This is a genomic window from Streptomyces sp. NPDC052036 (assembly GCF_040680495.1).
Lineage (GTDB): Bacteria > Actinomycetota > Actinomycetes > Streptomycetales > Streptomycetaceae > Streptomyces.
Genome location: NZ_JBFAWW010000016.1, coordinates 29,546 through 43,658 on the forward strand (window position 1 = coordinate 29,546; position 14,113 = coordinate 43,658).

Below are 14,113 nucleotides of genomic sequence, written 5' to 3' on the forward strand. Positions count from 1 at the left end.
CCCTCTTGGGGTTTAACTCACGTCCTAAATTAAGCCATGAGGATCTTCCGGAGCTGAACGGAGAGGCTTCCGGAGCCCTCCCGGCGTTCTCGACTCCCGGAAAGGGACACCAGGAGCCATGCGCAGCATCCGAGCCGCGGCCGTAGGCGCCGTCACCATGTCACTCGCCCTTGCCGCCTCGGCCTGCGGAGGCGGTTCGTCGACGAACGGCGGGTCCGACGACTCGCCGAAGACGCTCACGTACTGGGCGTCGAACCAGGGCGCCAGCATCGAGGTCGACAAGAAGGTCCTCCAGCCGGAACTCGACAAGTTCGAGAAGCAGACGGGCATCAAGGTGAAGCTGGAGGTCGTCCCCTGGTCGGACCTGCTGAACCGGATCCTCACCGCGACCACCTCCGGCCAGGGCCCCGACGTGCTGAACATAGGCAACACCTGGAGCGCCTCCCTGCAGGCCACCGGTGCGCTGGTGCCGTGGGACGCCAAGAACTTCGACAAGATCGGAGGCAAGGCCCGCTTCGTCGACTCCGCGCTCGGCTCCACCGGCGTCCAGGGCAAGGACCCGGCCGCCGTGCCGCTCTACTCGATGGCCTACGCGCTCTACTACAACAAGAAGATCTTCGCCGACGCGGGTATCTCCCAGCCGCCCGCCACCTGGGACGAGCTGGTCGCCGACGGCAAGAAGATCCAGCAGAAGGGCAAGCAGGTCCTCGGCGCGGAGGGCTCCAACGTCTCGGAGAACATCCACCACGTCTTCGTCTTCGGCAAGCAGCACGGCGCGGACTTCTTCACCCCCGACGGCAAGGCCGACTTCACGAACGACGGTGTCGTCGCCGCGGTCAAGCAGTACGTCGACCTGATGGCCAAGGACAAGGTCATCCCCGCCGGCAACGCCGAGTATGCGCAGAACCAGTCCGTGAGCGACTTCGCCAAGGGCAAGACGGCGATGCTGCTGTGGCAGTCCGCGGCCGCCAACCTGAAGTCGCAGGGCATGAGCGAGGATCAGTACGGCATCGCACCGGTGCCCGTGCAGTCCGGCACCCCGGGGGCCGGCGCCCAGGTCGACTCCATGGTCGCCGGCATCAACCTGGCCGTCTTCAAGAACACGCACAACATCGACGGCGCCATGAAGTTCGTGAAGTTCATGACCAGCGACGACGAGCAGAAGATCCTCAACAAGGAGTACAGCTCCATCCCGCCGGTCAGCGCCGCCCAGTCCGACCCCGCCTTCACCGCCCCGGCGAACGTCGTCCTGAAGGACACCCTCGCCGAGAGCGCCGCCGCGCTGCCGCAGGTCGCGGACGAGTCCCAGTTCGAGACCACGGTCGGCGCCGCCGTCAAGGAGCTGTTCGCCGACGCCGCGGCCGGACGCGCCGTCACCACCGAGTCGGTGAAGGCGAAGCTGCAGAAGGCCCAGCAGCAGATGCCGACGAAGTGAGCACGGACACCGTCATGACGTCCACTGTTCCCGCAGCGGCCGACGGACGAACCGTGCCCGAGAACTCCCCCCGTGCGGCGCGCGGCCCGCGCCGCACCGGGCGGATCCGGCGCATCGGACTGCCGTATCTGCTGCTCCTGCCCGCCCTGCTCCTCGAACTCCTCGTCCATCTGGTGCCGATGGTGATCGGCATCGTGATGAGCTTCAAGGAGCTCACCCAGTTCTACATCCGCGACTGGGGCACCGCCCCCTGGACCGGTCTCGGCAACTACCGCGTCTCGGTGGACTTCGACGCCCCCGTCGGGGACGCGCTGCTCCACTCCTTCCTCGTCACCGTCGGCTTCACCCTGCTGTCGGTCGGGCTGTGCTGGCTCATCGGCACGGCGGCCGCCGTCTTCATGCAGGACACCTTCCGCGGCCGGGGCCTGCTGCGCGCGCTGTTCCTGGTCCCGTACGCGCTGCCCGTCTACGCGGCCGTCATCACCTGGGTGTTCATGTTCCAGCACGACAACGGCCTGGTGAACCACGTACTGCACGACCAACTGCACCTCACCGACAAGCCCTCCTTCTGGCTGATCGGCGACAACAGCTTCATCGCCCTGCTCACCGTGTCCGTATGGAAGGGCTGGCCGTTCGCCTTCCTCATCGTCATGGCCGGACTGCAGAACATTCCCCGCGAACTGTACGAGGCCGCCGCGCTCGACGGCGCCGGCATGTGGCAGCAGATCCGCCGGATCACCCTGCCCTCGCTGCGGCCCGTCAACCAGGTGCTGATCCTGGTGCTGTTCCTGTGGACGTTCAACGACTTCAACACGCCGTACGTGCTGTTCGGCAGGGCGGCCCCGCAGGCCGCGGACCTCATCTCGGTCCACATCTACCAGGCGTCGTTCGTCACCTGGAACTTCGGCACCGGCTCCGCGATGTCCGTCCTGCTGCTGCTCTTCCTGCTGGTCGTGACGGGTGCGTATCTCGCGGTCACCTCGCGTGGACGGAGGTCCGCCGATGTCTAGGTCCCCGATGGCCCCGCCCCGCTCCTTCCTGTGGTCCCGCCGCGTCTTCCTGACCCTGCTCACCAGCTTCGTACTGGTGCCGGTCTATGTCATGGTCTCCAGCTCCCTGAAGCCGCTCGCGGACGTCTCGGGACAGTTCCGCTGGCTGCCCAGCGGCCTGACGATCCGTCCCTACATCGACATCTGGTCGACGGTCCCGCTCGCGCGCTACTTCGTGAACTCGCTCATCGTGTCGAGCGCGGCGACGGTCTGCTCGGTCGTGATCGCGATCTTCGCGGCCTACGCGGTGAGCCGCTACGACTTCCGCGGCAAGCGGGTGTTCACGATCACCGTGCTGTCCACGCAGATGTTCCCCGGCATCCTCTTCCTGCTCCCGCTGTTCCTGCTCTACGTCAACATCGGCAACGCCACCGGCATCGCCCTGTTCGGGTCCCGCGGCGGGCTGATCCTCACCTACCTCACGTTCTCGCTGCCGTTCTCGATCTGGATGCTCATCGGGTACTTCGACTCGGTGCCGCGGGATCTCGACGAGGCGGCGCTCGTGGACGGCTGCGGACCGCTCGGCGCGCTGCTGAGGATCGTGGTGCCCGCGGCCGTACCCGGCATCGTCGCGGTCGCCGTCTACGCCTTCATGACCGCGTGGGGCGAGGTGCTCTTCGCCTCCGTGATGACCAACGACACCACCCGCACCCTCGCCGTCGGGCTCCAGGGCTACTCCACGCTCTACGACGTGTACTGGAACCAGATCATGGCCGCCTCACTGGTCGTCAGCGTTCCCGTCGTCGCGGGCTTCCTGCTGCTGCAGCGCTATCTCGTCACCGGGCTCACCGCCGGAGCCGTGAAGTGACCAACCCCCCTATTCCTGAGAGGACTTCTGTGTCCGAACGTATCGACCTCGCCGCGCTCCCGCAGGACTTCCTGTGGGGTACGGCCACAGCGGCGTACCAGATCGAGGGAGCCGTCGACGAGGACGGCCGCTCGCCGTCGATCTGGGACACCTTCTCCCACACCCCCGGAAAGATCGACAACAACGACCACGGCGACGTCGCCTGCGACCACTACCACCGCTGGCGCGAGGACATCGGGCTGATGAAGCAGCTGGGCACCAACGCCTATCGGCTGTCCATCGCCTGGCCCCGGGTGATGCCGGGCGGCGACGGGCCGGTGAACGCCAAGGGCCTCGCGTTCTACGACGCGCTGGTCGACGGCCTGCTGGAGGCGGGCATCACCCCGTCGGTCACCCTCTACCACTGGGACCTTCCGCAGGTGCTCCAGGACCGCGGCGGCTGGCCCGAACGGGACACGGCCGAGCACTTCGCCGCGTACGCGTCCGCCGTCGCCGAACGCCTCGGCGACCGCGTCACCCACTGGGCCACACTCAACGAACCCTCCTGCTCGGCCTGGATCGGCCATCTCGAGGGAAGGATGGCCCCCGGGGCCACCGACCTGACCGCCGCGGTCCGCGCCTCCTACCATCTGCTCCTCGGCCACGGCCTCGCCGTCCGGGCGATCCGCGCCGCGGCCCCGCGGGCCCAGATCGGCATCGTCAACAACCTCTCGACCGTCTTCGCCGCGAGCGACCGCCCCGAGGACGAGGCTGCGGCCCGCCGCCACGACGGCCATGTCAACCGCTGGTGGCTGGACCCGGTCCACGGCCGAGGCTTCCCGGCCGACATGCGCGAGGTCTACGGCGTCGAACTCCCCGAACATCCGGGGGACTTGGAGACGATCGCCGCGCCGCTCGACTGGCTCGGCCTGAACTACTACTTCCCCGCGACCGTCGTCGACGACCCGGCCGGCCCCGCCCCCCGCGCCCGCGCCGTACGCCGCCTGGGCGTTCCGCGCACCGGCATGGACTGGGAGATCGACGCGAGCGGCATCGAGACCCTGCTGCTGAGACTCACCCACGACTACGGCGCCCGCCGGCTGTACGTCACCGAGAACGGCTCTGCCTTCCCTGACGTGGTACGCCCCGACGGCACCGTGGACGACCCCGAGCGCCAGGACTACCTGGAGCGGCACCTCGCCGCCTGCGCCTCGGCGGCCCGCAAGGGTGCCCCTCTCGCCGGCTACTTCGCCTGGTCGCTGCTCGACAACTTCGAGTGGGCCTACGGCTACGACAAGCGCTTCGGCCTCGTCCACGTGGACTACCGCAGCCAGGTCCGCACCATCAAGGGCAGCGGACACCGGTACGCCGAGATCGTGCGCACCCATCGGGGGCGGGCCCGCAGAGCGGCCTGAGCCGGTCTCCTGCGGTGAGCGCGGGTGCGGGAGCCCGCGCCCACCGCAGGTCCGGCCGCTCGACGCGCAACCCCGGCCATCCCTCCGTAGGGTGGAGACGAGGTCGGCGATGCGAGTGCTGGTGATCGAGGACGAACGAGGACTCGCCGAGGCGATTGCCCACGGGCTCGCCGAGGAGGGCTTCGTCGCCGATGCCGTGTACGACGGCGTGGACGGGCTCTGGCGGGCCGTGCACGAGCCGTACGACGCGATCGTGCTGGACCTGATGCTGCCCGGCCTGTCCGGGTACGAGGTCCTCAAGCGGCTGCGCGCGGCCCGTGTGTGGACCCCCGTGCTCATCCTCACCGCGAAGGACGGCGAGTACGACGAGGCCGACGCTCTCGACCTCGGCGCGGACGACTATCTGAGCAAGCCGTTCTCCTACGTGGTGCTGGTCGCCCATCTGCGGGCGTTGCTGCGCCGCGGCGCCCCCGCCCGGCCCGCGGTGCTCGCGGCCGGCGACCTGGCCCTGGACCCGGCGCGGCGCCGCTGTCATCGTGCGGGCCGGGAGATCGCGCTGACGGCACGAGAGTTCACCCTGCTGGAATTCCTGCTGCGCCACCCCGACGAGGTGGTCAGCAAGACCGACATCCTCGACCATGTGTGGGAGGTGAACTTCGACGGCGACACCAATGTCGTCGAGGTCTATGTGGGCTATCTGCGCCGCAAGATAGACGCTCCGTTCGGCCGCCGGACGATCGAGACCGTCCGCGGGGCGGGCTACCGGCTGCACGGCACCGGGAGATGAACCCGTGCGCGTCCCCGTCCCCGAGTGGTGGGCCCGCCGTTCCCTGCGCCTGAAGCTGACCGCCGCGGCGGCATTGATGATCGCGGTGGCCCTCGTCGGCGCGGCATCCCTGCTGGTCGTCTGGCTGCGCACCAGCCTCATCAGCGGACTCGATCAGACCGCCTTCCAGCAGGCCCAGGTCATCGCCGCGAACCAGGAGGACGGCGGCCTGCCCCGCACGCTGCCGCTGTCGGGCAACGGTGACACCGCCATCCAGATCGTCGACGCGGCGGGCGGCGTACGGTCCAGCTCGGCGAATCTGGCGGGCCACCCCCCGCTGTTCCACTTCGTCCCCATCGCCTCCGAGACGCCCAACCACATCCACACCGTGCACGACCTGCCGCTGACCGGGGCCGAGACCTGGCGCGCGGTGGCCCTGCCCGCCGGGACCGACAGCGATCCGCTGACCGTGTACGTCGCCGTCCCGACCGCCCCCGTGGACCGCAACCTGGCCGCCCTCACCGCCGGGCTGGCCATCGGCATACCGCCGGCCGTCGCCCTGCTCACCGGCGTCGTCTGGCTGCTGACCGGCCGGGCGCTGCGGCCCGTGGACGCCCTGCGCGGCCAGACCGCCGAGATCACCGCCGTCGACCTCGGCCGCCGCCTGGACGTACCGCCGGCCGACGACGCCCTCGGCCGGCTGGCCCGCACCCTCAACGACCTGCTGGCCCGGCTCGACGTCGCCACCCGGCACCAGCGGCAGTTCGTCGCGGACGCCGCGCACGAGCTGCGCAGCCCCCTCAGCAGCCTGCACACCCAGCTGGAGGTCGCCGTGCGGCACCCCGGCTCGGCGGCCTGGGAGACCCGAGGCCCCGCTCTGATCGAGGAGAGCGAGCGGCTGTCCCGGCTCGTCGACGACCTGCTGCGGCTGGCCCGCCTCGACGCCCGGCCCCAGCTGCGCAAACGCCCTGTCGACCTGGACGAGATCGTCTTCCGGGAGGTCTGCCACGCCCGGCTGCACACCCACCTGCTGATCGATCGGCACGCGGTCAGCGCCGCCCGTGTCTACGGCGACGGGGACGCCCTCGCGCGCGTCGTGCGCAATCTGCTGGACAACTCCATCCGGTACGCCGTCGACCGGATCGACGTCAGCCTGCGCGTCCATGACGGTATCGCCTGCCTGGTCGTCGCGGACGACGGACCGGGCATCCCGGTGGCCGACCGCGGCCGCGTCTTCGACCGCTTCACGCGCCTGGACGGGGCCCGCGCCCGGGGCACCGGGGGCAGCGGGCTCGGCCTGGCGATCGTGCACGACATCGTCGCCGCCCACCACGGCCGCGTCGACATCGAGGACAACGCCCCCGGCGCCCGCATCGTGGTGCGGGTACCCGCCACCGACCTGTGACCCGTCAGACGGCCGAGCTGCGGCGATCACCTACCATGGACGGTCGGCGTGCGGCAAGGACCGCCGAGGACCGACCGGGCAAGTTCACCGTTTCGTCACAGAGTGGCCGTCCCTACAACCGGCACCCCCGCGCGCCGGTCTAGTTGGCAGAGGCCGCAGAACACGCGAAAGGGGAGGCCGGTCATGAGGGACATAGGCAGACGGGGAGCCGTGGCGCTCGGCATCACCGGACTGGTGGCGCCGCTCGCGCTCGCGCTCGGCACGGCGCCCGCGCAGGCGGCGAGCTGCACCACACAGACCGGGCCGTATCAGAAGCAGGTCGAGAAGTTCCTCGGACGCCCGGTCGACGGCAGGCAGTCGTCCGCCGACTGCACGGCGATCCGGGCCTTCCAGAACAAGCACGGCATCACCCCCGCCATCGGCTACGCGGGTCCCGTCACCTGGGGTGTGATGGACCTCATGAACAAGCAGAAGGCGGTGGGCAACAAGCCCAACAAGGACGGGAAGTGCCCCGTCAACAAGGGTCGCATCGCCTGCGTCAACCTCACGCTCCAGCTCAGCTGGATCCAGGACGGCAACCGTCTCGTCTACGGCCCGGTGGCGGTCCGCACGGGCCGCGACGGCTACGAGACCCGCACCGGTCTGAAGAAGATCTACTGGCGCGACATCGACCACGTGTCGAGCGTGTACCACGTGCCGATGCCCTACAGCCAGTTCTTCGACGGCGGGCAGGCCTTCCACTCGGTGGGCCTGAGCATGTGGAACCCGCCGGGATCGCACGGCTGCGTCAACATGACCTCGACCGATGCAAAGAAGTACTGGTCACTGCTGAAGAACGGCGACGACGTGTTCGTGTACGGCCGCAAACCGGGCACCTGAGGCACCCGGCCGGCGGCGGGATCCTCACACCTCGGGCGCGTCGCCGAAGTCGGGTATCTCCAGTCGGACACCGTCCCTCAGGGCCGACGCGTGCGCGACGATCCCGGGCAGGGTGTAGCGGGCCGCCACCCAGGCGTTCACGGACGGCAGGCTACGGGTGGTGACCGCGGTCACGAAGTCGTCGACCAGGAAGTGGTGGCTTCCTTCATGGCCGTTGTGCAGCCGGTCGAACGCCCGGGGCAGCCGGGACCGGTCGTGCACGGGGGCGGAACCGGAGGTGAAGGCGGCCCGTAGCTCCGGCGCGATGTGCTGGAGCGACGGGTCGTCAGGCGCCATGGTCGGCTTGGGCTCCAGCAGCTCCGTGATGTCCTCGACCCCGTTCTTGTCCTGCCACAGGGCCACCGTGGCGAGCTGCTCCATGCTCGCCTCGGTGCCGAAGAACCGGAAACGCGACTCCCGGATGTGCGAGGGATAGCCGACCCGGCGGAACTCGTTCGTGCGGAAAGAGCCGCCGCCCGCCACCTCGAACAGCGCCGTCGCGTTGGAGAAGTCGTTGTCGAACTGGCTGATCCGCCTGTCGAAGACCCCGTCCCCGCGCTCGTCCCGCACGCCGATCGCTGACACGCTCACCGCATGGGTGCCCCAGGCGCCGAGCACACCGCCCACCGAGTGGGTCGGGTAGAGCAGCGGGGGGTAGCTGGCGGTCGCCTTCCATGCCTCTCCGCCGCTGTACCGGTAGGCGTCGTAGAAGCCCAGGTCCATGTCGTGGACGTAGTCGCCCTCGGCGTAGAAGAGCCGTCCGAAGGCACCCTCGGCGATCCGGTTGCGCGCGTGCACCGTCGCCGGGTTGTACTGGCTGGTCTCCCCCATCATGTAGGTCAGCCCGGTCGCCTTCACCGCGTCGATGACGGCCGCGATCTCCTCCTCGGTAATAGCCATGGGGACCGCGGAGTACACGTGCTTGCCGGCGTTCAGGCCCTGGAGCACCAGGGGACCGTGCGTCCAGCGCTGGGTGAAGATCGCGACCGCGTCGACGTCCTTCGACTCCAGCATGGCCTCGTACGACGGGAAGGTGCCGGCCAGCCCCTGGGCGGTGGCGAGCCGCTCGGCCCGATCGGGCAGCAGGTCGGTGACGTAGACGTCGCCGACGCCGGGGTGGGCCTGGAAGAGGGTGGCGAACTGGCCGGAGAACTGTCCGGCGCCGACGATGCCGAGCGAGAACGTCATGAAACGGGGCCCTTCCCTGGGATGGTCCTGGACGGCGGGGCTGCATCAGTCCGCGACTTACTTTTGTTGTGAAACAATCCCCCCGTCAAGACTTCTACGGCCTCTACTTCTCGGGCGGTCTCGCGTCCTAGAGTCGGCCTATTGGTTCCATGACGAAAAGAAACCGGTGGGAGTCCGCACCCCATGACCACACATGCCGCCAGCTGGCTGCCGCTGAGTCCCGGCGAGCGCGCCGTGGCGATCGAGGTGCTCGTCCACGGCCCTCTCTCGCGCACGGAACTCGCACACCGGCTGAACCTGTCGGCCGGCAGCCTCACCCGGCTCACCAAGCCGCTGATCGAGTCCCGGCTGCTGGTGGAGGTCCCCGACGGAGGCGGCACGATGCAGACGCGCCAGGGCCGCCCGTCCCAGCCCCTCGACATCGTCGCCGAGTCCCGTGCCTTCCTCGGCTTCAAGATCACCCAGGAGAGGGTCTACGGCGTCGTCACCACGCTCAGAAGCAAGGTCACGGCCCGGCTCGACCGGCCGCTCACCAGCCGTGACCCCGAGGACGTCGCGGACCTCCTGGCCGAGATGGCCACCGAGCTCGCCGCCGGTGCCCCCGGGCTCGCAGGCATCGGGATCGGCGTGGGCGGCCGGGTCCGGGACCGGGCGGTGGTCGGGGAGTCCCCCTTCCTGCTGTGGCGCGACGTCCCGCTCGCCTCCCTGGTGGAGCGGCGCACCGGGCTGCCGGTGGTCGTCGAGAACGACGTCGCGGCCCTCGTCGAGGCCGAGACCTGGTTCGGAGCCGGCCGTGGTCTCGACCGTTTCGCCGTCCTCACCATCGGTGCGGGCATCGGCTACGGCCTGGTCCTCGGCGGCAGGCGGGTGCCGTACGCGGAGGAGGACCGCGGGTTCGGGAGCCACTGGATCATCGACCCCCACGGTCCGCTCACCCCCACGGGGGGACGCGGCAGCGCGACCTCGCTGCTGACCATCCCCAGCATCCGCTACCAGATCCGGGCCGCCACCGGCCGCGATCTGACCTACGAGGAGATCCTCGGCCTCGCCGTCGCGGGCGAGCCCATGTGCTCCCGCGTCGTCGAGGAGGCGGCGCGTGCCCTGGGCACGCTGGTCGCCCAGATCGCCAACTTCGCCATGCCCCAGAAGATCCTGCTGGCGGGGGAGGGAGTCGGCCTGATGGACGTCGCCGGGACGACGGCCTGGGAGACCATCCGCGCCCACCGCCATCCGCTGGCCGCCCCGGTCGGCCTGGAGACCAAGGTCTCCGACTTCCACGACTGGGCCCGTGGGGCGGCGGTCCTGGCGATCCAGGTGCTGGTGCTCGGAACCGTCGAGGGCTGGCGGGGGGAGCTCAAGGCGGGTCACGGGAAGTGATCAGCTTCACGGTCCGGAATGACGGAAGACGTCCGATTGCTCACAGCGCCTTCACGTCAGGCCTCGTATGCTTCACGCCATGTCCACCACTCCCCAACCCGCAGCGGAACGATCCGCCGACGAGGTCAACGAGGAGATCCGGGCCCTGTGGGTCCGGAGCGGCGGGACGCTGACGATGGAGGAGCGGCAGGTGTATCAGCTGCTCGTCCTGGAATGGGCGGCGGCTTCTTCCTCGCAGTCCACGAAAGCGGCGTGACCGCTCGGCCGACCCCAGGCGTGTTGTCCCGGGGCGGCCGTCCGACGGCGACCTTCCCGGCACCTCCACCTCCACCCCCTCTCCCCCCGACCCGCCCGGCCGGCCCCGGTGCCCTCAGCCCCAGGTGCCGGAGTACGCCCGGCGATAGGCGTTGCGCTCCTGTTCCGTACGGATGTACCGGGTGGCCACCAGGGCGACCAGACTGCCCGCGATGACCAGCAGACCGGGCCCGACGTTGCGCGGGTCGGTCAGTCGGGAGAGCAGACCGTCGGCGCTGTCGGTGGCCCCCATCTGCTGGACCGCGCCGGGTGCCGCGGACCCGGGCGCCGGCGAACCGGGCGCGATGGCCGCGCCCTGGGGGGTCGAGGCGGACGCCGCGGGCGCGGGGGACGCGCCCGACTGCCCGGTCAGCTGGACCCCGAGCGTCGCCATCGCGTTCGTCAGCGGCTGGAAGAACGTCGTACCACCCGCCTGGCAGTCCCCGCTGCCGCCCGACGTCACCCCGAGCGCGATGCCCTCGGAGAACAGCGGGCCGCCGCTGTCGCCCGGTTCCGCGCAGACCGTGGTCTGGATGAGGCCGGTGACCGTACCCTCCGGGTAGTTCACCGTCGCGCCCAGCGCGGTGACCTCGCCGTCGTGCAGACCGCTGGTGCTGCCGCTGCGGAAGACCTTCTCCCCGACGATCGGGTCCCCGGCCGCCGTGATGCGCACCCCGCGCCCGCCGCCGATCGCCACGACGTTGTCGCCGGGGGTCTGCTGGCCGTTCTCGTACCGGATGAGCGAGAAGTCGCCGTTGCCGGGGAACTCCGAGGTCACTGTCCGGCCCAGTTGCGTGCGACCCGTGTTGTCCGAGAACCAGAGCGTGCCGCCGGGTCCGCAGTGGCCGGCCGTGAGGATGAACTCGGTCTGCCCGTTCGTCACGTTGTAGCCCGCCGAACAGCGGCCGCTGGTGGAGAAGACGGGCTGGGCGCCGTTCACCCGGGTGGTGAACTTCCCCTGTGTGCGCTGCATGTGCACGAAGTCCCCGATGCCGCCTGCGAGTTTCTTCATCCGCGACCAGTCGGAGGCGGAGACGCTGCTGTCGGCCTCCACCATGACCTGGTTGGTGCGGTAGTCCACGACCCAGGCCGTGCCCGTCACCTTCGGGGCGGAACTGAGCGTGTGCGTGGCCGACTTGAGCTGGTCCATGCTGTGACTCACCATCTTGGGCCGCGCGCCGGCCGCCTTCACCTCGGCGGCCGCGGCGCTGTCGGTGACGGCGACGACGGGGGTGCCGTCGTCGGCGATCCAGTTGCCCGCCGTACGCGAGGTGCCGAGCCGGGACACGAGCGTGGTGCCCGTCCGGGAGACACTCTTCGCGGCCGTGCCGCCGGGAGCCTGCGCACCGGACGGTTCGCTCGCCAGGGCCTGGGTGACCATCAGACCTCCCAGGAGCAGCCCGCCGAGGGCCCCTACACGTGCCCCCCGCCGGACAATCCGTCGTCGTGCATGCCTCATCCATGGCTCCGAAACCCGAACGGCACGGCGTCGCCACCGCGGGGCGCTCCGGTCGTCGAGCACCCTCCCTCCTCTACGTGCGACCACGTCGCCGCGTTCACCGGCAGACGGCCAGGATCATGTGGTCGGCGCGGTCGAGGAGCCCCGCAGCAGCACGCCGCTGCGTTCGTCGCCCCACAGGGAGTCCCCGCCCACGTACGGCCGCAGCAGCACGGTGAGGGCCGGGTCACTCCGTCCGTTCAGCTCGTCCGAGGCGATCTTCCGCGCGATTCCGGCGAGGAAGTCGGCGAGTTGGACCCGTGCGTCGTCACGCGAGTCGACCAGCCGGAACCCGACGACCCCGCTCGCCTCCGTGATCCAGGCGATGCGCTGGGCAGTGAGCACGTTCTGCTCGTCGTGCACGAGTGAGACGGGGTGCCTGTCGCCGCGCCAGTGTGCCGCGGTCCGTACTATCGCCGGTATCAGGGGGTTGAGCATGGGCACGACCCCCGGGCTTCGGGCGAGGCGGTCCCGGTGTGCCAGCGCGCGCTCACGGGAGCGTGCCAGCAGCGCGAGGATCTCGCCCGACTCGTCGTGGGGGTGCGCCCGGCGCAGTGCGTCGAGGGCGCGGAAGAACTCCTCGACGGGGGCGCCGGGGTCGCCGTTGGTCCTCGCGCGCACCAGGTCGTTGGACGCCCCCAGGAAGTGCCGCCACTGCTCGTCCCCGAACCGCTCGCCACCGCCCCGGAAGAGGCTCAGCGCCGCCGCCGGATCTCCGAGCAGCAGGTCCACCACCCGTTCGACGACGAAGAACGCCTTCTCCACGAGCAGCACATGGGCGTGCCCGTACAGCGGTCCGGAGGCGCCGAGCAGCCACTCCAGCGTCGACCGGTGCTTCTCCCGGAGCAGATGGTTCGCCTTGTACTCCTCCGCGGGGGACCGGATCCGGTCCCGGATCTCCTGGACGTGACCGGCGGCCGAGGAAAGAGGCATGTGCACACTGGCGTGCGCGAAGACATCGGTGTTGCCGCTGGTGAGGTTCTCGCCGTCCGAGCCGGACTCGTCGCAGGCCACCTCGCGCGGCGGCACGGCCGCCTCCGTCCGGACACCGCTCCCACGATCCCAGGTCACTGTCTCGCCCCCTGCCTCGTGCCCAGGAGGATCATCCCGCACCCGGGGCCCGGCCAACCGCTTCCGCTCGGGCTGAACCCTACTCGCGAGTAACTGTCTACCGGCAGGTAACACTTCAGTCGCCTGCCGTCCATCATTGGACGTGAACATGTCCAGCGCGGCGATGGTCGGGGAACTGTCGCCGCATTGACGTGCAAGGACACAAGGAAGGCACGGGTATGACAGGACGTGGTGTGGGGCGCCGGATCGGCGCGATCTCGGCGGTAGTGGCGCTGGGTATCGGCGGCACGGTCACCGCGGCGCAGACCGCGGTCGCGGCTCCGGCCGGGACCACCGCGAGCGTGGCTGCCGCGCAGGCCTCGGGGGTCGACTACGCCACCTGGCAGGCGGACGTGAAGGCGGTCATCGACCAGGCGACGCCGTACGTCGCCCAGCGCACCGCGAACGCGGCCGGGCAGAAGCTCGCGATCGTCTTCGACATCGACAACACCACGCTGGAGACCGACTTCCACCCCTGGTACGAGCTGCCCACCCCGGCCCTCCAGCCCTCCCTGCAGCTGGCCAGGTACGCGAAGTCCCGCGGTGTTTCGGTCTTCTTCGTCACCGCGCGCCCCGGCATCATCGCGGCCGAGACCAAGTGGAACCTGAAGACCGTGGGTTACCCGGTCGACGGTCTGTACGTGCGGGATCTGCCGGACCTCTTCGACGAGGTCAGCGCCTACAAGACCGGCAAGCGCGCCGAGATCGAGGCCCAGGGCTACACGATCATCGCGAACGTCGGCAACAACACCTCCGACCTGGTCGGCGGCCACGCCGAGCGCACCTTCAAGCTGCCCGACTACAACGGCCAGTTGTCCTGACGCGGCCTCCCGCACTTCCGGGCGCCGGTACGGGCGTACGTCCGTACCGG

General features: G+C 70.0%; 13 protein-coding genes. 10 read left to right on the top strand and 3 right to left on the bottom strand.

What is annotated here, in order from left to right; genetic code table 11:
• The first annotated feature begins 118 nt into the window (after window positions 1-118).
• The 7 genes from AB0L95_RS22310 (at window position 119) to AB0L95_RS22340 (ending at window position 7,736) form a co-directional block, all read left to right on the top strand.
• On the top strand, window positions 119-1,435 hold the full coding sequence (locus tag AB0L95_RS22310) for a sugar ABC transporter substrate-binding protein (RefSeq protein ID WP_365163779.1): 1,317 nt from the start codon (window positions 119-121) through the stop codon (window positions 1,433-1,435).
• Between the two features lie 14 nt (window positions 1,436-1,449).
• Complete coding sequence (locus tag AB0L95_RS22315) at window positions 1,450-2,445, top strand: sugar ABC transporter permease (protein ID WP_365163781.1); 996 nt, start codon at window positions 1,450-1,452, stop codon at window positions 2,443-2,445.
• Window positions 2,446-2,452: 7 nt separating this feature from the next.
• Window positions 2,453-3,292 carry a carbohydrate ABC transporter permease gene (locus AB0L95_RS22320; RefSeq protein ID WP_365163970.1) on the top strand — a complete coding sequence of 280 codons (840 nt, stop codon included), beginning with the start codon at window positions 2,453-2,455 and terminating at the stop codon, window positions 3,290-3,292.
• 29 nt (window positions 3,293-3,321) lie between these two features.
• Window positions 3,322-4,686 (top strand): GH1 family beta-glucosidase, encoded by a 1,365-nt coding sequence (locus AB0L95_RS22325; protein ID WP_365163782.1) that lies wholly within the window; start codon window positions 3,322-3,324, stop codon window positions 4,684-4,686.
• 109 nt (window positions 4,687-4,795) lie between these two features.
• On the top strand, window positions 4,796-5,473 hold the full coding sequence (locus tag AB0L95_RS22330) for a response regulator transcription factor (RefSeq protein WP_365163783.1): 678 nt from the start codon (window positions 4,796-4,798) through the stop codon (window positions 5,471-5,473).
• A 4-nt stretch (window positions 5,474-5,477) separates the two neighbouring features.
• Entirely contained in the window at window positions 5,478-6,857 is a 1,380-nt protein-coding gene (locus AB0L95_RS22335; protein WP_365163784.1) for an ATP-binding protein, read from the top strand.
• 183 nt (window positions 6,858-7,040) lie between these two features.
• Complete coding sequence (locus AB0L95_RS22340) at window positions 7,041-7,736, top strand: L,D-transpeptidase family protein (protein WP_365163785.1); 696 nt, start codon at window positions 7,041-7,043, stop codon at window positions 7,734-7,736.
• Between the two features lie 24 nt (window positions 7,737-7,760).
• On the opposite strand, the gene AB0L95_RS22345 is transcribed toward AB0L95_RS22340, so the two are convergent.
• Complete coding sequence (locus AB0L95_RS22345) at window positions 7,761-8,963, bottom strand: Gfo/Idh/MocA family oxidoreductase (protein WP_365163786.1); 1,203 nt, start codon at window positions 8,961-8,963, stop codon at window positions 7,761-7,763.
• Between the two features lie 183 nt (window positions 8,964-9,146).
• Here AB0L95_RS22345 and AB0L95_RS22350 point away from each other — a divergent pair, with 183 nt between their 5' ends.
• Window positions 9,147-10,340, top strand: coding sequence for an ROK family transcriptional regulator (locus AB0L95_RS22350; RefSeq protein ID WP_365163788.1), 1,194 nt, complete (start codon window positions 9,147-9,149; stop codon window positions 10,338-10,340).
• A 67-nt stretch (window positions 10,341-10,407) separates the two neighbouring features.
• A complete protein-coding gene (locus AB0L95_RS22355) occupies window positions 10,408-10,596 on the top strand; it encodes a hypothetical protein (RefSeq protein WP_365163789.1) in 189 nt (62 codons plus the stop codon).
• Between the two features lie 114 nt (window positions 10,597-10,710).
• On the opposite strand, the gene AB0L95_RS22360 is transcribed toward AB0L95_RS22355, so the two are convergent.
• Both AB0L95_RS22360 and AB0L95_RS22365 read right to left on the bottom strand, forming a co-directional pair.
• Window positions 10,711-12,093: a S1 family peptidase gene (locus AB0L95_RS22360; protein WP_365163790.1), complete on the bottom strand. Its 1,383-nt coding sequence runs from the start codon at window positions 12,091-12,093 to the stop codon at window positions 10,711-10,713.
• A gap of 117 nt (window positions 12,094-12,210) precedes the next feature.
• Window positions 12,211-13,161, bottom strand: a complete 951-nt coding sequence (locus tag AB0L95_RS22365) for a DUF3800 domain-containing protein (RefSeq protein WP_365163792.1) — start codon at window positions 13,159-13,161, stop codon at window positions 12,211-12,213.
• Between the two features lie 260 nt (window positions 13,162-13,421).
• Here AB0L95_RS22365 and AB0L95_RS22370 point away from each other — a divergent pair, with 260 nt between their 5' ends.
• On the top strand, window positions 13,422-14,063 hold the full coding sequence (locus AB0L95_RS22370; RefSeq protein WP_365163793.1) for an HAD family acid phosphatase: 642 nt from the start codon (window positions 13,422-13,424) through the stop codon (window positions 14,061-14,063).
• The last annotated feature ends 50 nt before the right edge of the window (window positions 14,064-14,113 follow it).